The organism is Streptomyces sp. NPDC092045 (genome assembly GCF_044756005.1).
In the GTDB taxonomy this organism is placed as follows: domain Bacteria; phylum Actinomycetota; class Actinomycetes; order Streptomycetales; family Streptomycetaceae; genus Streptomyces.
In genome coordinates this window covers 123,752-149,102 of sequence record NZ_JBIVSC010000015.1, presented here as the reverse complement: position 1 = coordinate 149,102, position 25,351 = coordinate 123,752, and the positions used below count along the sequence as shown (strand labels likewise).

At 71.9% G+C, this 25,351-nt stretch carries 22 protein-coding genes and 1 pseudogene; 6 read left to right on the top strand and 17 right to left on the bottom strand.

Features of this window, described 5'->3' with window-relative positions; all coding sequences use genetic code 11:
• Window positions 1-503: 503 nt before the first annotated feature.
• Window positions 504-1,478 (bottom strand): hypothetical protein, encoded by a 975-nt coding sequence (locus ACIQKA_RS26795; RefSeq protein ID WP_383150520.1) that lies wholly within the window; start codon window positions 1,476-1,478, stop codon window positions 504-506.
• Between the two features lie 553 nt (window positions 1,479-2,031).
• On the opposite strand from ACIQKA_RS26795, the pseudogene ACIQKA_RS26790 reads away from it, so the two are divergent.
• A pseudogene (locus ACIQKA_RS26790) lies at window positions 2,032-2,365 on the top strand (helicase associated domain-containing protein); the annotation flags it as partial.
• A 390-nt stretch (window positions 2,366-2,755) separates the two neighbouring features.
• On the opposite strand, the gene ACIQKA_RS26785 reads toward ACIQKA_RS26790, so the two are convergent.
• Window positions 2,756-3,820, bottom strand: coding sequence for a polyprenyl synthetase family protein (locus ACIQKA_RS26785; RefSeq protein ID WP_383442228.1), 1,065 nt, complete (start codon window positions 3,818-3,820; stop codon window positions 2,756-2,758).
• 47 nt (window positions 3,821-3,867) lie between these two features.
• Complete coding sequence (locus ACIQKA_RS26780) at window positions 3,868-5,019, bottom strand: hypothetical protein (protein ID WP_391097168.1); 1,152 nt, start codon at window positions 5,017-5,019, stop codon at window positions 3,868-3,870.
• Window positions 5,020-5,778: 759 nt separating this feature from the next.
• On the opposite strand from ACIQKA_RS26780, the gene ACIQKA_RS26775 reads away from it, so the two are divergent.
• A complete protein-coding gene (locus tag ACIQKA_RS26775) occupies window positions 5,779-6,666 on the top strand; it encodes a hypothetical protein (protein WP_402542628.1) in 888 nt (295 codons plus the stop codon).
• 276 nt (window positions 6,667-6,942) lie between these two features.
• Here ACIQKA_RS26775 and ACIQKA_RS26770 read toward each other — a convergent pair whose 3' ends face one another.
• A complete protein-coding gene (locus ACIQKA_RS26770; protein WP_402542626.1) occupies window positions 6,943-7,722 on the bottom strand; it encodes an NAD(P)H-dependent oxidoreductase in 780 nt (259 codons plus the stop codon).
• Between the two features lie 139 nt (window positions 7,723-7,861).
• On the opposite strand from ACIQKA_RS26770, the gene ACIQKA_RS26765 reads away from it, so the two are divergent.
• Window positions 7,862-8,725, top strand: a complete 864-nt coding sequence (locus ACIQKA_RS26765) for a helix-turn-helix transcriptional regulator (protein WP_402542625.1) — start codon at window positions 7,862-7,864, stop codon at window positions 8,723-8,725.
• Window positions 8,726-8,924: 199 nt separating this feature from the next.
• Here the strand turns inward: ACIQKA_RS26765 and ACIQKA_RS26760 are convergent, their stop codons facing one another.
• Entirely contained in the window at window positions 8,925-9,458 is a 534-nt protein-coding gene (locus ACIQKA_RS26760) for a pyridoxamine 5'-phosphate oxidase family protein (RefSeq protein ID WP_383442201.1), read from the bottom strand.
• A 407-nt stretch (window positions 9,459-9,865) separates the two neighbouring features.
• Here ACIQKA_RS26760 and ACIQKA_RS26755 point away from each other — a divergent pair, with 407 nt between their 5' ends.
• Window positions 9,866-10,519: a hypothetical protein gene (locus ACIQKA_RS26755; RefSeq protein ID WP_402542624.1), complete on the top strand. Its 654-nt coding sequence runs from the start codon at window positions 9,866-9,868 to the stop codon at window positions 10,517-10,519.
• A gap of 233 nt (window positions 10,520-10,752) precedes the next feature.
• Here ACIQKA_RS26755 and ACIQKA_RS26750 read toward each other — a convergent pair whose 3' ends face one another.
• The 6 genes from ACIQKA_RS26750 to ACIQKA_RS26725 form a co-directional block, all read right to left on the bottom strand.
• A complete protein-coding gene (locus tag ACIQKA_RS26750) occupies window positions 10,753-11,199 on the bottom strand; it encodes a universal stress protein (RefSeq protein WP_402542642.1) in 447 nt (148 codons plus the stop codon).
• A gap of 1,113 nt (window positions 11,200-12,312) precedes the next feature.
• Complete coding sequence (locus ACIQKA_RS26745) at window positions 12,313-12,558, bottom strand: hypothetical protein (RefSeq protein ID WP_390109211.1); 246 nt, start codon at window positions 12,556-12,558, stop codon at window positions 12,313-12,315.
• A 32-nt stretch (window positions 12,559-12,590) separates the two neighbouring features.
• Window positions 12,591-13,271, bottom strand: coding sequence for a class I SAM-dependent methyltransferase (locus ACIQKA_RS26740; protein WP_390109210.1), 681 nt, complete (start codon window positions 13,269-13,271; stop codon window positions 12,591-12,593).
• Between the two features lie 591 nt (window positions 13,272-13,862).
• Window positions 13,863-14,522 carry a hypothetical protein gene (locus ACIQKA_RS26735; protein WP_383429492.1) on the bottom strand — a complete coding sequence of 220 codons (660 nt, stop codon included), beginning with the start codon at window positions 14,520-14,522 and terminating at the stop codon, window positions 13,863-13,865.
• A 225-nt stretch (window positions 14,523-14,747) separates the two neighbouring features.
• Window positions 14,748-15,014, bottom strand: coding sequence for a GlsB/YeaQ/YmgE family stress response membrane protein (locus ACIQKA_RS26730; protein ID WP_058847068.1), 267 nt, complete (start codon window positions 15,012-15,014; stop codon window positions 14,748-14,750).
• A 440-nt stretch (window positions 15,015-15,454) separates the two neighbouring features.
• Window positions 15,455-16,078 (bottom strand): TetR/AcrR family transcriptional regulator C-terminal domain-containing protein, encoded by a 624-nt coding sequence (locus ACIQKA_RS26725; RefSeq protein ID WP_402542623.1) that lies wholly within the window; start codon window positions 16,076-16,078, stop codon window positions 15,455-15,457.
• Window positions 16,079-16,144: 66 nt separating this feature from the next.
• Between ACIQKA_RS26725 and ACIQKA_RS26720 the strand changes: the two genes are divergently transcribed.
• On the top strand, window positions 16,145-17,407 hold the full coding sequence (locus ACIQKA_RS26720) for a beta-ketoacyl-[acyl-carrier-protein] synthase family protein (RefSeq protein WP_402542622.1): 1,263 nt from the start codon (window positions 16,145-16,147) through the stop codon (window positions 17,405-17,407).
• Window positions 17,408-17,792: 385 nt separating this feature from the next.
• On the opposite strand, the gene ACIQKA_RS26715 is transcribed toward ACIQKA_RS26720, so the two are convergent.
• Both ACIQKA_RS26715 and ACIQKA_RS26710 read right to left on the bottom strand, forming a co-directional pair.
• Window positions 17,793-19,376 (bottom strand): FMN-binding glutamate synthase family protein, encoded by a 1,584-nt coding sequence (locus ACIQKA_RS26715; RefSeq protein ID WP_383442187.1) that lies wholly within the window; start codon window positions 19,374-19,376, stop codon window positions 17,793-17,795.
• Between the two features lie 165 nt (window positions 19,377-19,541).
• Window positions 19,542-20,285: an SDR family oxidoreductase gene (locus ACIQKA_RS26710; protein WP_402542620.1), complete on the bottom strand. Its 744-nt coding sequence runs from the start codon at window positions 20,283-20,285 to the stop codon at window positions 19,542-19,544.
• A gap of 313 nt (window positions 20,286-20,598) precedes the next feature.
• On the opposite strand from ACIQKA_RS26710, the gene ACIQKA_RS26705 reads away from it, so the two are divergent.
• The gene (locus ACIQKA_RS26705) at window positions 20,599-21,447 is read left to right on the top strand and encodes a LysR family transcriptional regulator (RefSeq protein WP_402542619.1); all 849 of its coding nucleotides are present in this window, start codon (window positions 20,599-20,601) and stop codon (window positions 21,445-21,447) included.
• A 196-nt stretch (window positions 21,448-21,643) separates the two neighbouring features.
• Here the strand turns inward: ACIQKA_RS26705 and ACIQKA_RS26700 are convergent, their stop codons facing one another.
• The 4 genes from ACIQKA_RS26700 to ACIQKA_RS26685 all read right to left on the bottom strand — a co-directional run bounded on the left by ACIQKA_RS26700 (window position 21,644) and on the right by ACIQKA_RS26685 (window position 25,168).
• A complete protein-coding gene (locus ACIQKA_RS26700) occupies window positions 21,644-21,955 on the bottom strand; it encodes a hypothetical protein (RefSeq protein ID WP_391096438.1) in 312 nt (103 codons plus the stop codon).
• A gap of 565 nt (window positions 21,956-22,520) precedes the next feature.
• Window positions 22,521-23,312: a sporulation protein gene (locus ACIQKA_RS26695; RefSeq protein ID WP_402542617.1), complete on the bottom strand. Its 792-nt coding sequence runs from the start codon at window positions 23,310-23,312 to the stop codon at window positions 22,521-22,523.
• A gap of 62 nt (window positions 23,313-23,374) precedes the next feature.
• Window positions 23,375-24,157, bottom strand: a complete 783-nt coding sequence (locus ACIQKA_RS26690; protein WP_383150489.1) for a sporulation protein — start codon at window positions 24,155-24,157, stop codon at window positions 23,375-23,377.
• Window positions 24,158-24,505: 348 nt separating this feature from the next.
• A complete protein-coding gene (locus ACIQKA_RS26685; protein WP_383150487.1) occupies window positions 24,506-25,168 on the bottom strand; it encodes a hypothetical protein in 663 nt (220 codons plus the stop codon).
• Between the last annotated feature and the right edge of the window lie 183 nt (window positions 25,169-25,351).

Here is a 25,351-nt window from a genome sequence, read left to right as displayed (position 1 = left end):
TCAGCACCGCCCGGTCGTCCGAACGAGGCCGTCCCGCGGTCCCCGAACTCGGCAGCAACCGCGACAGCACAGCCCATTCGGCATCCGAAAGCTCATGACGACGCACCACGACAAGCATGATCCCCCATCGCATGATCACCTTTGAAGACGCCCCCTAGGGGTCGTCTTGTCGATCACGGGTTGAGCCGGATGAGGGTGCTGGCGGCGGCCAACCAGGCGGTCGCAAGTGCCGCCGGCCGAACCGTTCGGGCAGATCCCTCCAGGGCGGACCGGTGCGGAACTAGGGCGTGTGTCGAAAGTCCCGCCTGCCCGGCGGGCAGACGGCGCTACTTTCGACACACGCCCTAGAACACGATGCCCTCAAGCGCTTGCCGGTGTTCCCGACACCGCCCCGGGCCCGGCCCACGAGCGGCGGCAGCGGTTCGATCACCGCCCGGGCGGCGTCAGAAATCTCCCCGTCCCTCACGACCGGACCAGCGATCCGATGATCCGAAAAACACCCGCTAGGCTCCTTCGCCCGGCGGGTCGAACGACGACAGGAGACGTACGAACTCCTCCGAACCGCTGATCACGCCCGGGGCGTCGCTGCCCGGTGGGGCGGGAGTCACCCCGACGGACTCGATCCGGTTCTCATGGATCCACAGCACGCGGGGGCACAGCCGCGCGGGCTCCGGGGCGTCGTCATAGTGCTGGAGGGTGACTTCCGAGTAGCCGATCACCGACCACTTGAGCTCGGGTCCGTCGACCGCCTGCATCATCAGGAAGCCCTCGCGGGGGGCCATCACGAGGATGCCGTGCGGGGCCGGGCGGCCGAGGATCTCGGCGGCGCGCATCAGATGGGTGCAGGTGAAGCCGGCGGGATCGGTCACGCTCACCATCGGGTTGGCCCCGCCGTCGTCCTCCAGGGAGAGCGGCAGGGCATGCAGGTTCGCCAGCGCCGCGTCCCACGCCTGCTCGGGGGTGACGCCCCAGCGGCCGATCTGCCCCGGCGGTACGGGCGCGGCCAGCCCGCCCTCCAGGCGGATCGCCAGCACCGCGGATATCTCCCGTGTCAGCGGGAACGCCAGGCCGTGCGTGTCGTCAAAGACGTGTTCGGCGCGCACGACGCGCGGCAGGAGCAGGTGGCGGACGCGGTCGAAGGACTCGGCGTACAGGATCTCGCGCTCGTCACCCCGTTGCAGGCGCTCCTCCACGAACTCGACGGTCCTGGCACGCCAGTGGTCCTGGGGCGCGTCCCGGAGGGCGACGGCCAGGGAAGACAGGTCGAGGGTGATGGGCGACCCGTCCGGGCCGGCCAGCCGCAGCACCCGGTCGGCGCCCAGGGCCAGGGGCGGGCCCGAGGCGGTGCCGTCGACGAACACGTCGCGCAGCAGGGCCTGGAACGCCTGCCACTGGGCGGGGCTGAACCAGGAACACCAGGCGGGCACGGGAGGCGCGGTGGGACTGTCGGACTTCTTGGCTCTCCGGAACAGCGGCATGCCGGACAGGCTAGGGGCGTGCGAATCGCCGTGACAGGCCGTAATCCGGGCTGTTGGGGGCGAATTCCGGCCTGTGCGGGTCTCACGGGGTCGGCCGCGGACCCGTCGTACGCCGCCGCGCGGGGCTGCCGCGATCCGGCACCGTCCCGCCGCCGGACAGACCGGGACGTCGTACGGCGTGCGGAGTCCGAGCGGAGGTCCTTCCTCCCGGAACTCCGGCGGCGTGCGGGCCGCCGTCCACCAAGTGGTGGAGGCCGTCGGTCAGGTTCTCGCGGCGGAAGTGGACGGCCCGTCGGCGGTGGGCGCCCGAACCGCCCCGGAGCAGGGAGGCCGAGGCGTCCGCGATCAGGTCGAGATCGTCCGCGTCCGCCAGCGCAGGGGGGTGAACAACCGCGCCCATGGCGGCCGACCATCCCCACGACGGGCATCCGGCGGCAGCAACCTGGTCACCGCACGACAGTCATGATCACCACTGAGGTGCGCTCCGGGCAGGAAGAGCTCTCCCACCCCCTGCTGATGCCCATTCGATGTCACCAGCGCACCCGTCCACACGGTCGAAGGGGGGACGACGAAGGCTTTTCCGCTTGGCAGGTGGGTGCATCAGCAGCGGAAGGCGCTGCGGGCCGGAGAGCTGGAGGAGCGGCGCAGGACGCTCCTGGATGCGCCGGAAGCCGGAATGGGGTGGGAGCCGGGATGGTGTGAGAGCCGGGCGGGGAAGCCCGGGAGAACAAACTCGCCGTCCTGCGGTCCTACCGGCGGGCCATGGGACACCTCGCGCCGCGCCAGAACACGGTGCGGGGCGAAGGCGAGGCCGTGGTGTGTGCATCGGGCAGCACATGGCGAACCTGCGCCGGAAGGGCGGTCTGGGCAAGGGCGTGCAGCCCGCTGAGACGTCCGTAGCCGGTGAGCTCCCGTCCGGCCGGAGGCGCGGGCGGCGGGGCCGGGCGGGACGGTCCCGTCCGAGCGCCCCGCTCGTTCCCGGGCTCCCGCCCGACCGCACACAGACAGCCGGCCGGGCGCAGGGCCCCTCCCCGCGGGCGGGGAGAGGGAAGCGGTCTCCACCGCCTCGCCCTCGCCGTGGGGCGTCACGCCGCCCTGGCGCGGTCCGGTGCGTACGGGGGCGACGGTGGCGCTCTGCGGGGCGGCCCGCCGCCCGGCCACCGGACTCGCACCCCACGGGGGCGGTGGTGCCCACGCCCGGTCCGCTGTCTTCCGCGTTCCACTGCGACCCCCGTCGTCGAGCCGTCACCGACGGGGTCGCAAAGGCGGAACGGTGATCAGCTGGTCCGGTCGAGCACGTACGCGAACAGCCTGTCCAATTGCTGTGCGGCGGCGTGCGTGAGGGATGCGTCGCGCAGCTCGCGGCGGGCGGTGTCCAGGTGTCGGCGCGCTTCGTCGCGGGTCGCGGTCCGTCCGCCCAGTTCCTCCACGAGTGCCGCGGCACGGGCGGCGGCCTCGTGGTCGAGGGGCCGGGGAGGGCCTAGCAGCGCCGCCAGTTCGTGCGCGGCCCTGCCTTTGCCGGCCAGGGCGGCGAGCATCGGGTAGGTCTTCTTGCCCCTGCGCAGGTCGGCGTGGACGGGTTTGCCGGTCACGGCGGGGTCGCCCCAGATGCCGAGGATGTCGTCCACCGCCTGGAAGGCGAGGCCGAGGTGGCGACCCGCCCGTTCGAGCGTGGTCGCGGTCCGGTCGGGGGCGCCGCCGAGGATCGCGCCGAGCGCAAGGGCACAGCCCAGCAGGGCGCCTGTCTTGTGTTCGGCCATCGACCGGTACTGGTCCGGTCCGACCGCGCCGGGGCCATACCACGGACGGTGTTCGAAGCGCAGGTCCTGCGCCTGGCCGGACACCAGCGCGTTCAGGGTCCGGCACAGGCAGCGGACGGCGGCCGCCGCATGCCGACCCGGGGCCTCGGCCAGGGTGGTCACGGCCTGGGCGAGGAGCGCGTCGCCGGTGAGAACGGCCGGGCCGGTCCCGTACGCCTTCCACACCGCGGGCCGCTGCCGGCGCAGAGCGTCGCCGTCCATGATGTCGTCGTGGAGGAGCGAGAAGATGTGCACGAGTTCGACGGCCACGGCGCCGGGAACGGCCTTGGCGCCGTCGGCTCCGACCGCCTCGGCCCCGAGCACGGCGAGCGCCTGGCGCACTCCCTTGCCCTGGGATCCCCCGGAATCCGGAGTACCGGTCGTGTCGGACCAGCCCAGTGCGTACGCCGCCATCTCACCGGTCCACGGATGGAGGCCGCCCACCGCCTCCACCAGCGCAGGCCGGACGAGTGCACGGCAGCGGTCCAGGACACGGGCCGGCGCTGCGTCGTGTTCACGAGAGGAACGCGCCGTGGCCACCACTGCATCGCCCTGCGAGCGCACGGGCGGGAACGGTGTCGGGACGGCGTTCACCGCAGGCCCTCCACATCGGCGGCCCGAAGCGCCTCGGCCCCGACCGCCGGCAACGTGGGCCTCACGGGGTTCCGCTCGTGGCCGCCGTGGTCCGGCAGCGGCCCGGCCCCCAGTTCGGCCGCTGCCTTGTCCACCATGTCCCGGGCATGCCGCAGCCCGATGCGGTCCAGTGTCGAGCGCAGTTCGGCCAGGTCCGCGGCAGTGTGCGAAACGTCGCGGCCCAGCCGGGCGCACGCCTTGACCAGCCCCAGTCGTGACAGCGCCGTCCCGCGCGGCTCGTCCATCTCCTGGAACTCCCCGAGGGCCAGGGTGTACATCTCGCGGGCCTGCTCGTAGCGGCCCGCCCGGTACAGCACGTTGCCGCGCATCTTGTGGTTGTAGGCGAGCGCGCTGGACAGCCGCATCTCCCGGCAGGCCTCCTCCGCCTGGGACAGCAGCGACAGGGCGCGTTCCACGTCGGCGTCGCGCACGGACACCACGTCCGCGATGCCGCGCAGCGCCCAGGCCCATCCGCGCCGGTCCTCCGCTCGGAACGCCGTGTCGGCCGCCTCCTCGAACAAGGCCAGGGCCTCGTCGTACGCGCCCGTGTTGCGGTGCATCTGCGCGATGCCCTCCAGCGCCCACACCGTATGCCGGGCCTCGCCCCGGCGGCGGGCCTCGGCAAGCAGCTGCTCGTGCAGCCTCCTGACCGCCGCGTAATCGCCCTGGATGCGCCCGGTCTCGGCGAGCCCCGCCAGCGAGTAGCCGCGCACGACGACGTCGCCACCCCGCTCGCCCGTCTCGGCGGCCAGCCTCAGCAACCGGTACGCCAGCCTGAACGCACCCCGCTGCCTGGCCAGCGTGCCGCCGCTCCACAGAGCCCACGCCATGGCCCCCTCGTGGCCGGCCGAACGCGCCGCCCGGTAGCTCGCCTTCCACGCCCGGTCGGCCTCCTCGATGCGCCCGAGCCTGCGGCAGGCCTCCGCCACGGCCAGCCCGCAGCGCGCCTCCTCCCGCAGGTCCCCGGCCCGTTTTGCCGTCCGCAGCTCCTCCATGCCCCGGGCCAGCACCTCGGGCAGTGAGGCATTGACGGACAACGATCCGAGAGCCCCCTGGTACTCCGGCGCCGACGCCTGCGCCCGCCTCGTCCTGCGCACCTGATCCGCCATCACACCCCTCCTCGTGCCGGCTCGACGATCAAGCCGGCACGGGAACCAAGACGGCGACCGTGGGCCGGGGTTCCCTCCCGGCGGAGAAGTCCGCCTCCCTGCGGACGCGGAATCGTCCTCAAGTGCTACGCGGCCGCCGGCGACTCGTCAGCGAGATGTACGCCGGGACTCCCGGGCCCGCAGGTCCAACCGGCGCGGAGCGAGGCCCGAACCGCGCACAGCCGGTTCCGGCCGGAGCACCACCTGGTCATGGCGGCGGGCGCCCGCCCGGCCACCGTGCGGCAGCCACAATCACTGCTGCGGTGCACTCTGAGCAGGACGGGCTCTCCCATCCCCTGCTGGTGCCCATCCGATGTCACCAGCGCATCCATGCGCAGCCGGTGCGACCCTGTGTACTGGGCCGACGCGGCCGGCTCGATGCCCGACCTCGTCCAGGCCGTCGGCCGAGCCCTGCGGATGCAGCCCGGCGAGGGCAAGACGGCCTCCCTCACGACGTCGCCGGGGAGGAAGGGCCTCACAGCGGCACGCGGGTGGGCGGTCGACGAGCTCCGGTTTCACCGAGCCGCAGGTGCTCGGCGGCCGGGGCCGTCAGACCGTCCTGATCCCCCCGCCTCCCCACCGCATCCCACGCCGGCCGGCAGATCACGCGCACCTCTGCTGGCGCTGTGCCGGTGCCGAGTGCGGGCCCAGGGCGGTCGCAGCCGCGAAGCAGGTCCGGTAACCGCCTGTGCCTCATCCGGGTCGGCCTAATCCGTCTCCATGGCCTCGGACGGGACAACAAGCACGTCTTCTGATGCAGACGCGGTCTCGGCGGCCGTCTTCGCGATGATCCTGCCCGGACGCCGACGCGGCTTCGAGGCCAGACTCGAGCACGACATGCTGATCCTGGAGACGCCGGCTTCCAGCAGGCGCATACCGCTCGCTGCGATCGAGCGGACGGAGACCCCGAAGTCCGGTGGGCGGAGCTTTGCCGTCGTGCTCACCGCGCCGCGGACGGACCGTCCGGTGTCCTGGACGGTATCCGGCCGCAGGGCCTCGGCGGTGCGGGCTTTCGCCGATGCGCTCCAGCAAGAACTGTCTGTGCGTGACGCGTCCGGGTCCAGGGCCGACGGCGCCCTGCTGGTGAGCGGGACGCCGGTCGCGAAGCCGCCCGTCGACCGGCGCCGGATTGCCTCGCGTACCGCTGTGTCCTTCTACCTGTTGGCGGCCGCGGCGATGCTGACCGCCGGCATCCTCGGTGCGTACGAGTGGTACAGCGCGCTGGCGTGCTGGTTGATCGGTTCCCTCGCGGTACCGCTGCGCCACTTCGTGTGCGGAAGTTGGGAGATGACCCGGGAGACGTGGCGGCTGCGCACCCGCGACGTCCTCGTCGAAGGCCGGCAGCTGTACGCCGGTGCCTACGAGTTTACCGACCTGGAAGGCGGGTCCCGCGAGCTGACGGGCACGTCCGCGTACGCGGAACGAGTGGAGATCCTCTACGACCCGGGAAGCCGGACAGTGGCACAGGTCGGCCGCGGCACCACTGGCACACTGGTCTTCGCCGTCTTCTTCTTCATCGTGTGCCTTTCCATGGCAACAGCCCTGGCAGGCCTTGCCCTGGCAGGCCCACTCATCGCCTCGTACCGCGCCTCCCTCTCCCTGTACTGAGGAACACCGCAGCACTGTGGCCATGGAAGATTCCGTCGCCGCCGAGCAACGAGCTGACCTCAGCCGCCTCCGGCAGGTTCGCCGCATCCGCCGGCGCGCGCAGACCGCGGACAGCACGAGCCGGTTCGTACCAGTCGGGGTGGCCCGACATGGCCCCCAGTGCGCCGCGTTGATCGCATTCGACACGACAACGCCCTCGCACCCGGCTGCTACCCACTGCCCCAGGGCCCGACGACGCCACGTGAGTCATTCCGTCAGGAGTCCCCACTCCAGCGGTCAGCCGCGCACGTGCAGTCCGAAACCCGTGCGGCCTGCGGGCTCCAGTCCCTCCATCAGGTGCAGCGAGGGGATCTCGTAGTCACCGGAGTTCTGCCGCCGGAAGGCGATCGGCTCGGTCGACTCCAGGGTGAGCAGGCGCTTTTCCCAGGCCTTGGCGATGTCCGAGTAGTCCTCGTCGGTCATCCGGTCGGTGCCGTACAGCACGAACGGCGGCAGCACTTCGACGCCCGGGTAGTAGAGGATGCCGTGCTGGATCGGGAACAGCAGATCGTCGATGGGGCCGTTGATCCCGCGGGCGGTGTAGTGCGACTCCGGTCCGCCGGCGGTCACCGACAGCAGCGCCCTGCGGCCCGCGAGGGTTCCTTCGCCGAAGCGCTCGCCGTACTGGGTGTCGCTGTGCTCGCCGACGCCGTACGCGAAGTGGAACGTGAACACCCGGTCCACCCAGCCTTTGAGGATCGCGGGCATCGTGTACCACCACAGCGGGAACTGGAAGATGATCGTGTCGGCCCACAGCAGCTTCTCCTGCTCGGCGCGGACGTCCGGGGTGAGCGTCCCGGTGTCGAAGGCCCGGCCCGAGTCCCGCGCGACTTTCAGCGGACTCGAGGCACGGGGGCCGTAGTCCGCGGCGTCCACGACCGCCTTCCAGTTCATCGCGTACAGATCACTCACCTGCACCTCGTGCCCGGCATTCTCCAGCGTGGACACCGCGAGGTCCTTCAGCGAGCCGTTGAGCGACTTCGGCTCCGGGTGGGCATAGACGATCAGCGTCTTCATGGGAACTCCTTCGGATCGGATGCCTTCGATCCTGGGCGCGGCGGCGCCCGGCGTTCAGGGGCGCCTCTTCCGTCGGACTGGACTTCCTGGTAACGGCAGTACCACCTTCGCGGGCGCCGGCGAGGCCATACTGGGAGACATGGACGATCTTGCGAGCTTCCTGCGGACCCGGCGCTCCCGGGTCGAGCCGGCGGCCGTCGGCATCCCCACCGACAGCCGCCGCCGGGTCGAGGGGCTGCGCCGCGAAGAGGTCGCGCACCTGTCAGGAGTCAGCGTCGACTACTACGTACGCCTGGAGCAGGGCCGCGCGACCCAGCCCTCCGAGCAGGTCCTCGACGCGCTCGCCCGTGTCCTCGGCCTCGACGAGACCGAACGCGGGCACCTCTCCCGGCTCGCCCGGCAGCGCCGCCGCCGCGCGAAGGCGCCGGGCGGGCGGGTCCGGCCGGAGGTGCTGCGCGTCCTCGACCTGGTCACCGACGCACCCGCGCTGATCATGGACCACCGCCTGAACGTGCTCGCCGGGAACCGCCTCGCCGGCCTCCTCTACGGCCGGCCCATGCCGGGCCTGAACAGCGCCCGGCACATCTTCCTCGAGGAGGCCGAGCGCGGCCTTTACGCGGACTGGGAGAACTGCACCCTCGATGTGGTCGGGCACCTGCGCCTGGCCGCCGGCAAATACCCCGAGGACCCCGCCCTGGCCTCGCTCATCGGCGAGCTGGCGATGGGCAGCGCGCGCTTCCGTCGCCTCTGGGCGCGCGCGGACGTGCGCGCCCGCACCCATGGACGCAAGGCGTACCGGCACCCGCTGGTCGGACTGCTGGAACTGCACCAGGAGAACTTCGCACTGTCCGACCAATCAGGCATGGAGCTGCTGGTGCTGTCCGCGGCCCCCGGCAGCCCCGCCGAGGACGGCCTGCGCCTGCTCTCGGGCCTGGGCACGGACCGCGGTGACGCGCATCCCGGAGTGAACGCTCAGGTCCACGACCAACGAGCTGGTGCGTGATGGTCGGTGGGGCGTCCGTGCTGGTGGGTGGCATGATCCGATCGTGGCGATCACGGTCAACCGGAGGGTTCTCGCGGATCAGGTGTTCACGGGCATCTCCGCGAGCACGCACCCGCCGATCACAAAGGCTGATGGTGTCGCACGTCTTGCCGACCCCGGCAGTGTGGGGTCGGCAAGAGCGTGTCCGGTACGGGCGGGGTCACACCTCGTCCGCCTTCCCGCCGAGCTTGGCGAGGTCCGGGGCGAACACGGCCATCCACTGCGGGTGCAGCCGGTAGAAGACGACGTCGTTGTCCCAGTCGAAGGCGTCATCGCCGTAAAAGTCCCGGAGGTACGCGCGCAGGTCCGGCCAGTCGGCGGCCGGCTCGCCGTCTCGGGGGTTGAGGACTTCCGCGGTGCCGTGGGTGAACACGCCCAGGTCCTCCCCGCGCATGTGCGCGGCGCTGACGGCGGGCCGGGCGGCGAGGTGCCGGGCCTTGGCGGCGCCGCGCGCGGTGCCGAAGTGCCATTTGCCGTACAGGAAGTGCCCGTCCACGCCGCTGACCCGCGGCTCGCCCTTCGCCGTCACGGTGGACAGCGCAAGCGTGCACATGCCGGTGAGCACACCGGTGAGCTGCTCGGCGGTGAGCGTGCGCTCGCTGCTGATGATGGACCGCAGGTGCGCCGTGGAGCGGGCGAGCGAAGCGTCGAGGAGGGCTTGGAGCCGGTGGAGATCATCGGGTGTCTCACGCATGAGGATCCTTGTCTGTCCGTTGCCCCGGCCCGCGCCACCACGGCACCGACCGGCACCCTCACTGTCTCCACAAAACCCGACACCCTCTGTCGCATTTCTTGCGGTGACCTCTACGCCCTGCCGCCGGGGCGCGGCCTGGCGTACGGCTGCGGACACCGCGCCCCTGCGCCGCGCCCGCGACCGAGCCGGTGCCGGATCGTTCCGGACGAGTTGCAGGGGGCCATCCCCGCTCGCGCGGGGAGCAGCGCATCGTGACGGCTCGGCTCCTGCGGGGGCCTCCCCCACACCCGAAGCGGGGTCTCCCGGTCCGTGGTCGGGGCACCGTGCGTGTTCCGATCGGCGACGCGCACTCTAGGCTGTGCTCCGGTCGGGCCCGGCGCGAGGGTCCCAGGGGGGTGGAGAACAGGGTGTCCGCGGAACGTCACACAGCGGGGGTGCTCCAGCAGATCGCCGGTCAGCGGGACGTCGTCGAGATCGCCCCTCAGGGCTCCGCGCCGAAGGCGGCCGCTCTGGCGCATGTGGCGGAGCAGTACGGCTACACGTACGGCAGGGCGTACAGGACCGGGTTCAAGAACTCGCTGATCCAGGTCAGGATGTACCGGGACCCGCGGCCCGACGCGCGCGTCCGTGAGGCGGCAACCATCGCCGCCCACCCCCGGGCGGGCAACGGCGGGACGGTGCCGGGGCTGAAGCAGGGCTCGCTGAAGCCGCTGCCCGAAGCGGCCGGTGCCGTGGCGGTGCTGAAGGACCTCGTCACTTTCGACGTCATGGCCCTCTACGTCGCCGACCGACGCCAGAAACTCCTGGTCCACCTCGCCTGTGCGGTCCTGACCGTCCTCCTGTTCATCGACACCAGGTCGCCGGTCGAAGCGGTCGCCTCCGGCGGGGCGGTCGCGCTGCTGTGCACCGTGGCGTTCAAGGTGGGCACGGTCCGCCGCAGGATGATCGCACGGCGGCTGACGGACGCCGGGTTCCTCGCGGTGCGCGACGAACAGGGCGACCAGCGGTTCCTGCGCCCGGGGCAGCAGTCGCCCGACCACACCAACCGGTTCGCCGCCTGAAGGCCCCGCCCCCGTCATCGCGAAGTCGCCCGCGCACTCGACGAACGTCCACTGCTCATCCGGTAGGTCGCCGGGTTCCGCGGCTCGCATTCAACTCCCACCGACCGGTGATCGGATCGTTGGTCCGGCCGTGCCGTGGCAGGCTCCGTCGAGCAGCATCGCCTCGATGGCCCGGTGCGGTTCATCGACCCTCGCCAGGTCGGTCGCCGCCTTTCCTCCGGGCTCCGCCACGCTCATGTGGTGTGCACGATCAACACGTCGAGCCCGGCCTTCCGCGCGATGTCGGCAGGAACCGAGCCGAGGATCCGCCCGGCGAGCGAACGTAATCCCCGGTTCCCGACGACGATCAGATCCGCCGCGCACTCCTGCGCGATCCGCTCCAGGGCCGCGACAGGCTTGTCCTCCACCGCGACCGTTCGCACGTCCTTCGCACCTTCGTCCCGGGCCTTGTCCCTGGCGACGCGCAGGGTGCCCTCGGCCGGCGCCGAACCCACCACCTGGTACGCCTCGGCTCCCAACCGGTCCTTTGCCACGTCCAGGTCGGTCCCGCGCATCGGCGAGTACGCGCAGGCGATCACGAGCCCGGCCCCACAGGCGACAGCGAGGCGTGCCGCGCTCGCGACCGCTGCGAATGACGACTCCGAGCCGTCCGTGCCGACCAGCACGGTCCGGTAGGGGATGGTGGTCAAGGTCAAACTCCTTACTGAGAAGTAAACTTACTTATAAGTAAGGTAGAGGTGGTCATCACAGCGGGCAAGACGGCGTGAAGCGACAACCGCTCACCACGCCTGAAAACAGCCCGGCCGGTCCTGCGGGCTACGGGCACGGGTACGGGTACGGGTACGGGTACGGGTACGGGTGCATGCGAACGGCCGGACGCCTCAGCTCCCTCCCCACAGCAAGATCACGGTTACGGCAAGCGCTCCTGCCACTCCGCCGTAGCCGTAGCCGTAGCCGTACGACGTCATCACCGTCTTCCCTCGACCGGCACCGCCGGCACGTACGGTGAGCCGGTTGCACCCGCACCCCGGGGCACCGTCACCACAGGACAGTTCCCTCGGCGGACCTCGTGCAGCGGACGGAACGAACCTGGCCCCACCCCCAGCGGACGTGAGGCTGAAACGACGGGTCCGTGCCGCCTCTCGCGGCAGGACCCTGATCTCGCGGAAGTATCCGCGCAAGCCGGCCTTGGAAAGTCGGCCTTCCACACCGGGCCGACGCACCAGATCATGTACGGGGCGTCCTGGCGTCTTGGGCGAAGCGAGGCCGGAATGGGGCGATTCGACGCGAGGGGGAACGGCGCCATGGATCCGATCACGCTCGCCGGCATCACCGCTGTGGCATTGAGCGAGGGAGTCAGATTCCTGTACGACCAGGCTGCGCGGCTCAATGCTTTCCACATGCCGCTCCACGGCCGGAGAGATGCCGTCTGCCGTCTCGGCGAGACGTCCCGACCGCACAGGCGCGGCGGTGGCGTCCCACTGCGTGGTGCAGGGAATCTCCGCGAGTGAGTACTCGGGTTCCGCTCCTTGGAGGGCGCCGTCCGCCATGGTTGCGCTCCCTGCCCCATTGGCAGACCGGCGTGCAACTGCCCTCTCCAAAAGGAGAGTTCGCTCTCGGGAGGGGCACGGTGACCTTGTCCTGGTCTGCCCCTCCGGGTCACCGCGTTCGGCCCATGGTCTCGAACCTCGTCGGCTTCCCCACCCGTTCCTCGGCGACACCATCGTCCTGCCCAGCGCGTCGGAGGCAGGAGGGCGTTGGCGGACATGTCCGGCGGCCGGGCGTCCCCCCTGTCACCCGGCCGTCAGGACGTAGAAGACGCCTCCCGAGGTGTGCCGGTCCCGGATGACCGGTCCGTCCGCGTGGTCGCGCGCTGCGGCGCACACCGAGGCGTACGGCGGCCTGGACCACCGCGCGCGACCGCTGCCCCTCCCCCGCGCCGGCCGGTGGACGAGGCCTGAGGCGACCTCCCCTCGCCAGGCCGCCACCGGCACCTCCAGCCGGCTCGCAGCCTGGCTCTGGTCGTACGACTCACGCATCAGGCATTCCGGCCCGCCGCGAGCGGAGGGGCTCAGCGCAGTCGTCGCGCGCGCAGCACCAGGTCGTCGGTATGGTGCGCGCCGGCGCCGCCGTCGGGTGCCACACGGGGTCGCTGCTCGTTCACCTCCACCTCCCAGTCGTCGGTGAGCAGGGCGGCGACCATCGAGGGCCAGACGTAGTCAGCCGGGTCGAAGCCGCTGTCGTCCGCCTGCCGGGTGTCCATTCCCGCGTGGTGCACGAGCAGCAGCACGCCGCCGGGTGCGACGGCCGCGAGCAGCGCTCGTTCGGCCGCGGCGTCGGGCGTGCGCAGCAGGGCTGGATACTGCGCGGAGACCAAGTCGAAGGAGGCCGGCGGAAGCGCCGCTTCGGTCAGCGCGGCGTGTACCCAGCGGACGCCGACGCCTGCGTCCCGCGCGTGCCCGGCCGCCCTCTCCAGCGCCACGCCCGAGACCTCCAGCCCGGTCACGTCCCAGCCGCCGCGCGCGAGCCAGACGGCGTCCGCGCCCTCGCCGCAGCCGACGTCGAGCACCCGCCCGGGCCTGAGCCCGGCGACCTCGGCCACGAGCGCGCCGTTGGGCCGGCCGCTCCACAGCTGTTGCCGGTCGGCGTACCGGTTGTCCCACTCCGCCCGCACCTCGGGGTCTCCGACGTATCCGTCTCCGGGCAAGGGAATGTCGGACGCGGGCGATCCCGCTGCGATGTCGTCGGTCATGGGCCCAACGTCACCCATCGTGGCCCGGTCACGCCACTTCTGTTGCCGCTCCGGCAAAACGGCGTCCATGGGGCGAGGACCAGCCGGGCACAGTCGCACTGGAGGTCATCGGGATCGATTGTCCGGACGGTGTCGGGGACCGCCGCCGGTGAAGGCCGTACGGCCCCCGGGAGCCCGCCGGTCGCGGCCGGGCATCATGCCGCCATGGTCCAGAACGACCGACACGCGCCCGAAACGCTCTCGCGGCATCCGGACGTCGCAGAGGCGGTCGTCCGGGAGCGACGCCTCCACGACCCCTCCGTCCGCCTCTCCGGTCCCCTCGCCGAAGCCCTCTTCGACCCCGATTTCATCGAGCTCGGCGCCTCCGGGCGGCGGTGGACGCCGAGGTTGGAGCCGTGCGGGACACCGCGGCGGGCGATCGCAGGTTTGACGCCCCGCCATCACCTTCGAGGCCGGGGCCGTCAACGACGGCTCGCCCAGCGACCACAGTCCGTCCGAGCGACCCACGGTCGGGACTTCCTCGTCGCCACGAACGGACCAACGGGCGACCAGACCGACAGTCACATGATCAACAGCTTCTGTTGGGACCTCTCAGCGGTCCGTGTTCAGCAAAGGGTCGTGGACCAGGCAGGACGGGCGCAGGGACGGGGCCGGAACGCGGTAGTGGATTCGGTCGCGCAGCCGGCCCGTCCACGCCTCCGCCGGGGAGGCACGTCTGATGAGCAGGTGGCGGCTGCTTCCTCGCGAGAGATGGGTGCGGTACTCGTGCAACAACGGGTTACCGGGACCGAGGAAGTCACTCGCCTGGTCCTCCACCAGGCAGAACGGGCAGTGAGCACCGGGCGGCAGATGGAACTGGCGGCCCTCCGGTCGCGTGTCGTCGCCGAAGGCGGTGAGCACCAGAGTGCCCGTGGGCGACACGCAGACGCCCATGACCTGCGGCCCCGGGGCCTCGGTCACCGCCCGTACGAGATCGTGGAAGCGGGCGGTGTCCACACGCTCGATCCGGGCCGCCGTGGCGCGGAGCGCCGCGAACGCGCTGGTCGTGGCCGCGAGCAGGGAGACCACCGCGACCGCCGGTGCCGCCCAGGACGGACCGGTCGCCCAGAGGGTCCAGAGCAGGCTCGCGTTCAGCACCGCCATGAAGAGCACCGCCGCGCCGAGCCCGAGACGGCTCTTGCGCACGACGCGGTACGAGAACGCCAGGAAGGCGCCCACCAGGACCGGCATGATCCATTCGGGCGCCGTCATCCGCGTAAGCCGTTGTGTCGCATCCCGACTCCCCCTCGAAAAAGAGACGTTCGACACTCGACGACGGTTTCCCTCGCCGCGGCGTCGACCTCGTGGACATGCTTCCAGCATGTGGCCGACCGCCGCCAGAGGCCGGAGCGAAGGACCTCGGTCCGCCGGGGCCTCCGGCACCCGTTCGCTCAGGGGACGCGGCCGGCGCATCGAGCGGTCGGCCACCGGTCGCGGTCAGCGCGAACGCTGCCCGGTGAAGAGGCGGTACAGCAGGAGCACGATCACCGAGCCGACGATCGCGGCGATCCACGTCGAGAGGTGGAAGAAGCCGTTGATGGAGTGCACTCCGAAGATCACCTTGCCGAGCCAGCCGCCGAGCAGACCGCCGACGATGCCGATGAGCATCGTGACGAGGCAGCCGCCCGGGTCCTTGCCGGGTGTGAGCGCCTTGGCGATGGCGCCCGCGATGAGGCCGATGAGAATCCAGGCGATGATGCCCACGGTGCGAGTCCTTTGCTGTAGGTGATGCCGCGGAGGCCCGGTAGGGTCCCGCCGGGGCCGTCCGCCGGCCGCCGTGCGCAGACGGCCGACGACGTACGGATATCCGTTCAGGATCACGCGACACGGGACCAAGGTCCCGTTCCCTCCGACTGGCCCATCCGGCACCCGGCCCGACACCCGATCCGGCCACTGGTCCGCCTTCGGTGGCGATCGGTCCGGGCCGGCCGTCACAGGCCGCAGGGACAGGAGGGGCAGGAGGGGTCTTCAACGGGTGTGGCGCTGCCACCACCGCCGGGGCCGCTGAGCGCGGAGCCAGGTCGCCGCCGCTCCGGCGGACTTCTCCGTGGTGGTCCGGGCTTCCCTCAGCGCCCGATGGCGCTCGGCGCCGTTCTGGAGCCGCTGTTCCCGGATGCGGTCGGGGCCGCCCGGTTCATGACTGCCTAGGGGATGTCGTGGACGGTCAGCGCTCCGGCGAGGTCGAGGTCGGCGGCGGTGCCGTGCGCCCCGGCGCGGACGAGCAGCACCGCGCCGAGCGCGGTGCTCCAGAACGTCCTGACCTCCGCGCCGAGCGGCCGGCGGACTCCCCAGCCGCGACCGTCGACGAGTCGGCCCGCGAAGCGCTCGGACTGCCGGAACAGCAGTTGGAGGTGCCGGTCGACCACGGGGGCGAGCTCGGGTTTGGAGATCGCCGCGGCGAGCGCCCGCGCGACGGACGGGAGCGAGGGCATGGCCAGTACGGCGCGGGCGACGTTGCGCCGGAAGGCCGCCGCGTCGGGGGCCTGCCGGCCGATGCGTTCGATCCGCCGGGCGTCGTGCAGCAGCCCGAGGAAGGCGGCGTGCACGAGCAGCGCGTCCTTGGAGCCGAAGTGATAGGTGACCTGGTTGGGGAAGACGCCCGCCGCGTTCGCGATCTCCGCGACGCTCGGCTCGGCGCCGGTCCGCTCCCCGCAGAGCCGTGCGGTCGCCTCGATCAGCCGGCGCCTCGTCGCGCGCCCCCGGTCGCGCGACCGGGTCGGCGCCGGGCGGGCCGGGGTCGCCCCGGCTTCGGTTCGCTTCTTCTCCACACCCGAATTGTATGTGATACAACAAGCTCTTGTTGACTTGTATCGCATACAAGAAAGGCGAGGAACATGCACCGGACCGAGGTCGTCGTGACCGGACTGGGCGCGATCACACCGCTCGGCGGGGACGTGGAGTCCACCTGGAACGCCCTGCTCGCCGGCGAGTCCGGCATCCGCGGCGGTGTCCTGCCCGGCCACGAGAAGACCGGGCTTCCCGACGTCGTCGCGGGGACGATGGCCACCGATCCCGCCGATTCCCTGTCACCGGTGCGGGCCAGGCGACTCGACCGCTCGCAGCAGGCGGCCCTCGTCGCAGCGGCCGAGGCCTGGGCCGACGCCGGTGCTCCGCGAGTGGACCAGGACCGGCTCGCGTCCGCGATCGGCACGGGCATCGGAGGCGTACAAACCCTGCTGAGGGAGGACGACGTGCTGGAGACGGCCGGAGCACGCCGCGTCTCGCCCCGTACGGTCCCGATGCTCATGCCCAACGCGGCGGCGGCCCTGGTCAGCATCGAGTACGGCGCGCGGGCCGGTGTCTACACACCCGTCTCGGCGTGCTCCTCCGGTGCCGAGGCCATCGCCCTGGGGGCCCGGCTCATCCGGGCGGGCGAGGCGGACGTGGTCATCGCGGGCGGAACCGAGGCCGCGATCACGCCGATCACCGTCGCCGGCTTCGTCCAGGCGCAGGCGCTGTCCCGGTACACCGCCGAACCCGCCTCGGCGTCCCGGCCGTTCGCCGCGGACCGCAGCGGATTCGTCCTCGGCGAGGGCGCGGCCGTCGTGGTGCTCGAAAGCGCCGGGCACGCCGCCGCCCGGGGCGCGCGCGTCCGCGCGGTGCTCGCGGGCGCCGGCATCGCCGCCGACGCCCACCACATCACCGCGCCCGCCGCCGACGGCTCCGGCCAGATCGCGGCCATGCGCAAGGCGCTCGCGCAAGCCGGCCTGGCTCCCGGGCAGATCGCCCACGTCAACGCCCACGCCACCGGAACCCCGGTCGGCGACATCGCCGAGGCGCGCGCAATCGGGAAGGTCTTCGGCCGCGCCACCGTGACCGCGCCCAAGGCGGCGCTCGGCCACCTCTTCGGCGCGGCCGGCGCGATCGAGGCGCTCGTCGCCGTCCTCAGCGTGGAGCACGGTGTCGTCCCGCCGACCCGCAACCTCGCCGCGACCGGCGTCGATCCCGACATCGGCCTCGACGTCGTCACGGAGCGGCGGGACGCCCCCCAGGAGGCCGTACTCAGCAACTCCTTCGGCTTCGGCGGGCAGAACGTCTCGCTCGTCGTCACCGGCGCGGGGCACCCCGCCTCCCGAACGGCCACGACGGCACCGTGACCCGCACGGGCACCCCGAAGCCCGGCCGTGGTCCGTCGGATACGCGCCGGGGAACCGTCTTGGAAGGTCGGATCCGGAGCAGGAGCGGGGCGATGGTGACGGCGGCCCGGCGGAGACTTCCGGTGCTGATCAATCGTGCACGGTCCAGACCGGGGACGAGCCGGCGGCGAGCCACAGGTACCTCGGCCGGCATCGTCGGCAATGCCAACGTCAAGGTGGGTTCTTCCTTACGGCGCGAGGAAGGACTCCCTGAACGGGGCCGTGCCGGCTGGAACTTGTCCGGCCGATCGTGGTCCCGGCCGATCGTGGTCCCGGCCGCCGGGACCCGGCGGGGTCCGCGGCTCGTCAAGGGCGAGGATCGCACAGTGGCGCCGGCCTCTGGCGATCAGACGGTGAAGCGGTCGGGGTCGGCGGACTTCCAGTCGGCCGCCCAGGAAGCGGGCGGTTCGGCGAGCAGTTGTCCCGGGCGGAGCCATTCGTAGAGTTCTTCGTAGGAGCGTTCGGTGACGGGGTCGATGCGTCGGCGGAGCATGTGCGGACGCAGTTGCGCGGGGTCGGTGACGCCCATGGAGGCCATGATCTGCAAGGCGCTGGCCACGGTCGCCTCCTGGAAGCGCTGGACGCGCAGCGTCTTGTCGGGGACGTCGATCGCGCGGGCCCGGCGGGGGTCCTGGGTCGTGACGCCGGTGGGGCAGGTGTTCGTGTGGCAGCGCTGGGCCTGGATGCAGCCGACGGCGAACATCATCGCCCGTGCGGCGTTGCCGTAGTCGGCGCCCTGCACCAGGCGCTTGACCAGATCGGTTCCGGTGGCGATCTTCCCGCTCGCACCGATCCTGACGCGGTCGCGCAGGCCCGCGCCGACGAGGGCGTTGTGCACGGTGAGCAGACCCTCGGTGAGCGGGGTGCCGACGTGATCGGCGAACTCGAGCGGCGCCGCGCCCGTTCCGCCCTCGGCTCCGTCCACCACGATGAAGTCGGGAGTGGTGTCCTCCTCCAGCATGGCCTTGCACACGGCGAGGAACTGCCGGCGCGAGCCGACGCAGAGCTTGAACCCGGCGGGTTTGCCTCCGGACAGGTCCCGCATCCGGGCGATGAAGCGGACGAGTTCACGCGGGGTCGAGAAGACGCGGTGATACGGCGGGGAGATTACCGTGCGTCCCTCGGGCACGCCCCGGACCCGGGCGATCTCGGCGTTGACCTTGGCCCCCGGCAGAACACCGCCGATGCCCGGCTTCGCTCCCTGCGAGAGCTTCAGGGACACACACTTGACGTGGTCGTGGGCGGCCTTGTCGGCGAACCGGGACGGATCGAAGTCGCCCGCCTCGGTCCGGCAGCCGAAGTAGCCGGTTCCCACCTCCCAGACGAGGTCGCCGCCCGGGCGCAGGTGGTGGTCGGAGAGACCGCCCTCTCCGGTGTCCTGGGCGAAGCCGCCGGCCGCGGCGCCCCCGTTGAGCGCGAGGACCGCGTTGGCCGACAGGGAGCCGAAGCTCATCGCCGAGACGTTGAGCAGCGCCATGTCGTAGGGGCGGTCGCAGCCGGGCCCTCCGATCCGTACGCGGGGAGCCGTCTCGGGTACCGCACGGGGTGCCATGGAGGGCACGAGGAACTCGTACCCGGCCTCGTACACGTCCCGTTCGGTGCCGTAGGGCTCCTCCGCCTCGGTGCCCTTGGCGCGCTCGTAGACGATGTCGCGCACGTCCCGGTCGAAGGGACGGCCGTCGTAGTTCCGCTCGATGAAGTACTGCTGGAGCTCCGGGCGGATCCGTTCCAGGAGGAAACGGGCGTGCCCGAGGACGGGGTAGTTGCGCAGCACCGCGTGCCGGCGCTGCAACAGGTCCCGTGCCCCCAGCAGGCCCAAGAGCGCGAACGGAACAGCGGCGAGCCACCACAGGGGCGAAGCCTCCGTCCCGGCTACGGCTGCCGTGACTGCGGCACAGAGGATGAGGATGACGATCACCAGGCGTATCACGCGGTGCGCCTTGCCCCGTGGTGGGTCACCACGCCCTTTGCCCGATCAAAGATCTCTAAAGTCTTCGCACGGGGTCAGCCGGGAACGTCCGGTCCGCCAGGGGGCCGGTGCCGGTCGTGAGGACGCGCACGTCCCCTTCCCCGGGGGGCACGAACCGGAAGCGCGTCACCAGGGGACCTCTCCCTCGTCGCTGAAGAAGCGGCCGGTCGGCTCGTTGCCCTCCACGGTGGCCAGTCGGATCGCGGCGGCGGCGCCTTGTCGGGGGGTCCGCACTCCGCGGAAGCCGTTGAGGTCGGTCGCGGTGAAGCCGGGGCAGACGGCGTTGATCAGGACGTGCGTGTCGGCCAGCTCCTTGGCGTACTGCACGGTGACGGCGTTGAGGAAGGTCTTGGACGGCGTGTAGGCGAGGGAGATCGGGCCGGTGTCGACGCCCGGAGTGGTCTGGAGCGTGAGGGAGCCCACGCTGCTGGACACGTTCACGATCCGCGGCGCAGGTGAGCGGCGCAGCAGCGGCAGCAGGGCGTTGGTGATGCGGATGACGCCGATCACGTTGGTCTCCACGGCGGCCCGTACCCGGTTCACGTCGACCGTGGTGGGCTCTTGGGGGTGGCCTCCGGTGATCGCCGCGTTGTTGACGAGCGCGTCGAGCCGTCCGGCCCGCTCCTCCAGCAGCCGGGCCGCCGCGGTCACGCTCGCGTCGTCGGTCACGTCCAGGGGTACGCCGAACGCGTCGACCCCGGCCGCGCGCAGCTTGTCCACGGCGGCCTCGCGCCTCTCCTCGTTCCGCGCGCCGACGCCGACCGACCAGCCGAGCGCGCCGAGTCCGGCGGCGATCTCGTACCCGATGCCCTTGTTGGCCCCGGTCACCAGCGCGACCTTGGGGTGGTTCACGGTGTTCGTCTCAGTCATGAGTCCGATACTTCTCCCCCGCCGTGCGGGGCGTCCAAGACCGAACGGGTGGGCGGCGATACCGCCCGGGTATCGCTCCTGGCCGGCCCGGGCTAGGGCGTGTGTCGAAAGTAGCGCCGTCTGCCCGGAGGGCAGGCCCGGCGGTGTCCGGTGCGTGCGATCGCAAGGCGGAGGGTCGCCCCGACACTGGTTGTATCGGGGCGATCCCGACAACGCGGCCGGGGGTGCCCCCGTGCCCGCAGGGCTACGGGGGAGTGCGTGCCGGGCGCCGCCGGGCAGGCGGGACTTTCGACACACGCCCTAGGCTGGTGGGGTGGAGACACGTGAACTGCGGTACTTCGTCGCGGTCGCCGAGGAGCTGCACTTCGGCCGGGCCGCACAACGGCTCGGGATCGCCCAGCCCCCGCTGTCGCGGGCGATCGGCAAGCTCGAGCGACGTCTGGGCGTCGTTCTGCTGGAGCGCGACAGCCGGGGCGTCGCCCTGACCGGGGCGGGAGCGGTGTTGCTCCAGGAGGCGCGAGCCGCGCTGGACGCGGTCGAGGCAGCCGAACGGCGCACCCGCCGGGCCGCCCTCGCCGCGACGGGCCGCCCCGCCGTGATCCTGGCCGCGAAGGCGGGAGCCTCCGGTGAACTGCTGGCGAAACTCCTCGACGCCTACACCGCCGAGCCCGGCGCCGTCGCCGTGGACGTCCTGCTGTGCGGGCCGGGCGAGCAGGCACCGGTACTGCGTGACGGCCGGGCGGACGTGGCCCTGCTGCATCGGCCGTTCGACGACACGGCCGGGTTCGACACCGAGGATCTGCACACCGAGAGCCAGGTCGCGATCCTCCCGGCGGGCCACCCCCTCAGCACCCGCCCCCACCTGCGGCTCACCGAGGTCACCGGCCTTCCCGACCTGCCCCTGCCCCGCTGGCCGCGCCCCGACGGCACTTTCCCCGACGGCCCCGGACCGAAGGTGCGCGACCATACCCAGCTCACCCAGCTCATCGCCCTCGGCCGCGCCTGCGCGGTCGTTCCGGAGACGGGCCGCACCGGTCTGCACGACGGCCTCGTAGCCGTACCGGTCCTCGATGCCCCTCACGTCACCACGGTCATCGCCTGGCCTCCGCACAGCCGCTCGACAGCGGTCGCGGGACTGGTCCGCGCCGCCGCCGCCCTGTGACCGACGGCGGTGACCCCGGCCGCACCGTGCGGGGTTCCAGGGGCGGCCTCCGGTCCCCCACCGGCTCCCGGGACCTCGTGGGATATCGCGCGACCGGCCCGGATCCGGCGTTGCCGCTCCGCCGGCGGAGCAGATCGCCACCCCGCCGGTAGCGGCCGACAGACGGGAAGCCGGGTGAAGCCTCCGCCGCAACGCCTCAGAACCCCGCCATGGACTTGTCGAACACTCCGCCCAGCGCACCGTAGGCGCTGCAGCGAACCGAGTGCTTCACCCGGCGGCGCAGCCCGAACCCCACGACGAACGACGACGCGAAGAGCCCGCCGAGGACCGTCGCCACGATCGGGTTGTAGACGAAGTACGCGAAGCAGGCGGCGCCGGTCCAGACGAGGATCGGCAGGAGCGAACCGCGCAGCACCGCCCCGAGTCCGATCCGTTCCGGTCCCGACGGCAGCACGCTGTCATGCCACACCTCGATGTGGTTCCTGGTCAGGCAGTGCTCGGATCGCATGGCGCCATCCAACCACCGACCGCCGGGAGCACGTGCGGTGCTCCGTAAGAAACCGCCCGGTTCACATCAGGGCGATCGGCACCGGGCCGAGCCGGCTTCTCATGTCCGGCAGGAGGACGGGTGTCGAACGTGCCCGGCTCCGAATTCGCCGGCTGTCGGTGGGGGTTGCGTGTCAGTGGACTCACCCGGGGAGACCGGTCCGGTCGCGTGGGCGAGGACGGCGACCCGGGCCCGGTGCAGCCGTCGCGCCCGGAACGCCGCCGCGCGGAGGCACCCGGCGGCGCCGACTGCCGCCGCCGGGGCGAGGGCGATGACCGGCACTCGTGCATCCGAACTTATGCGCCCGAACTTGCGCGTCCGAGTCGGCACCCTGGCCCCCGGCTTGTGCGTGCGGCAGCAGATCCGGGCTGACCTGTCGCAGGGAACCTGCCGGAATCTCACCCGTTCTCGTTCGTGCTGTCCGCTTCTGCTACGAACGACGCGCCGATCTCCACCGGGATCCGCTCGAACCGGCTCGCAGCCTCATCCGCCTCCGCCACCTCCGGAACCATTCCGAAACGATCAGTCAGTCGTCGATCAGCGCGAGCTTCCTCAGGGCGTCGCGGACACGGGCCGCGAAGTCGACGTGGCCGACCTCGTGGTGGGCGGCGGCGAAGGTGCGGGCGCGCGGCTTGCCGCCCCAGCGACAGGTCGAGCGGTCGGCACGGCGGACGTACACCATGGCGCCGACGGCGTTCTGGTGGAGGACGACCTCCAGGTCGGCGAAACGGTCCGCGCCGCGAGTGGGGTCGGTGAGGGTGAAGACCTGGTGGAGGCCCTTGTGGTACTCGGTGTCGGGGATGCTCCCCCTGACCAGGTGTGATCCGTCGACCCGGTAGCCCTCCTCGGCGAACGCGCCGAACACCGCCTCGTACAGCGGCGGCGCGGTGACGTGGAGGAAGTCGAGGTCGACGACCGGCGCCCCGCTGTCCCAGTCGAACTGCGTGGTCAGCGACACGTCCACGCCCAGTGCCTGGCCGGCGAGTTCGGTGACCGGGGTCTCCCAGGGCAGCCGGCCCTTGCAGGCGACTCGCTCCTCGGCGCCCGGCTCCAGGCCGATCCTGTGCCGGGAGCAGTCGAGCCGGTCGATCGGGTACCCCTCCTTCTCGAGCTCGCCATCGGTGCCGTGGCACCGGGCGAGCACGCGGACGTTGAGGTGGTCGACGGCCAGCGGCCGGTTCCCGGCCCGGATCACCACGTCCGCCGTGACCGGCCCGCCCGGCAGACAGGCGAACGACGTGATCTGCGTGTCGATCTCCGCCAGCTCCCGGGCCTCCCCGTCGTCGCCGCCCATCCCGAACAACCTGCGCAGCCCCATGCCGTGCTCCCCTCCCCGTGCCGATGCCGAGCAGCATATGCCGACGGTCCCGCGTCCTCTGCCTAGCCGTCGAGCAGGGTCAGCTTCTCCAGGGTGTCGCGGACGCGAGGACCGAAGTCGGCGTGGCCGACCTCGTGATGGGCGGCGGCGAAGGTGCGGGGCGGCGGCTTGTCGTCCCATTCGAAGGTCGACCGGTCGGCGCGGCGGACGTATGCGATGGCTCCGACCGCGTTCTGTTGGAGGACGAGCTCCAGTTCCGCGAGGCGGTCCGCGCCGCGGGTGGGGGCGGTGAGAAAGAGGATCTGGTAGTGGCCGGAGTGGGATTCCGCGTCGGGGATGTAACTGTCCCTGACCTGGGATCCGTCGACCCGGTAGCCCTCCTCGGCGAACGCGCCGAGTACCGCCTCGTACAGTGGCGGCGCGGTGACGTGCAGCAGGTCGGTGTCCGCGACCGGTGCCTCGCTGTCCCAGGAGAGCTTCGTGATGACGGAGACGACGACGCCGACGGCCTGCCCGTCGATCTCGGTGACCGGGGTCTCCCAGGGCAGCCGCCCCCGGAAGGCGAGTCGCTTCTCCGAGCCGGCGGCGACGTGTTCGGTCCAGTTGTCGGTGCTGAGATCGCAGACGGATTCCTGGCTGGGCGAGCCGTCCCAGTGGAGGGCCTGCACCACGACGGCAAGATCGAGTTGGCCGATGGCGAGCCCCCGGGCGCCGCCCCTGATCATCACCTCCGCCTCGACCGGCTGCCCCGGCACGCACACCGGCGACGTGATCCGTGTGTCGATCTCCGCGGCCCCCCGGCCGTCCCCGTCGCCGCCCCTGCCGAACAGCCTGCGCAGCCCCATGGCGTGCACCCCTCCCCGTGTGGTTCCGGGCAGCATAGCCGCCGGTCAGACGCGTGAACGGGCGGCGTCCCTCCGGTGGAGGAGACCTCGCCGACGGAAGCTCGGGTTCCGCGCCCATGCCCTTCCTTCGTCAAGGCATACGGCTTGGCGAACGCTGACCGGCCGCCTCGACCAGCCCAACTACGGCACGGCACGGCACTGGAAAAACGGCCGACCGGCCGACCGTCGCCGGCGCGAACGTGAACGCCCTTGCTCCGCGCCCGACCAGCGACCAGCGACCAGCGAGACCGCATGTCCACCGCCCGATCCCGGCGGTCGTCCGAAACGAACCGCACCCCACCACCGGCCCTACCGGGGCCGACAGCGGTCGAGAGCGCGTGCGAGTCCACCGATCGGCGCCAGCATGTGTCCGCCGTCGCCCGAGCACCACCACACGGCCGCGCCGTCCCGCTCCGCCCCGTGGACGCCGAGGTCATGCCGGGGACACACCGGCCAGACCCGCCAGGTCCGTTCGAGCAGGCTCTCCTGGATCAGGATCGCCAGGCTGATCAGTGCCGTGACCGGGTCGTCGCACCTGTTCGGCGGGACGGGCCCGCCCCGGTCGAGCCGTTCGCCGTCGGCAAGGCGGACACCGGCTCCCGCCGGGAAGCAGTCCTCCAGGACCTCGATCTCCGGTTCGCCCTCGATCCCACGCGTGGACAGGTCGCGGGCCGCGATTCGCAGCGCGGCGCGCAACGTCTCCAGACGCTCGGGGGCGAGGTCGAAGCCGGGATCGAAGCCCACGTCGTCCAGGACGCGCCGGGCCAGGGCGGTCATCTCCGCCGCCGGCACCCCGGCCGGGTTCCGCTCGACGACCTCCAGGACGGCGTCGGAGTCCTGGGACAGTTCGAGCAGTTTGCAGGCGAGGGCGACGACGTCCTGCGGGTCGAGGTCACCCGCGCGCAGACCGAGGTGGACCCTTCGCGTCAACTGTTCGATGTCCGCTTCGTACTCGGCCATGGCGTTGCTCACCGCCCCAGTATCCCGGCACGGCTCTCCGACCGCCTACGGCACGGGTTCACCGGCCGGGCGAGCAGTCTCCCGATCCGCGCGCCTGTCGGTGTTCGGCCGTACTTCGTCAACGCCGGTCCCGGCATCGGCGTCACCGCGCCCACCCCGCACACCCCTTGTGCCGTCACCGCGCGGGAGGCGATC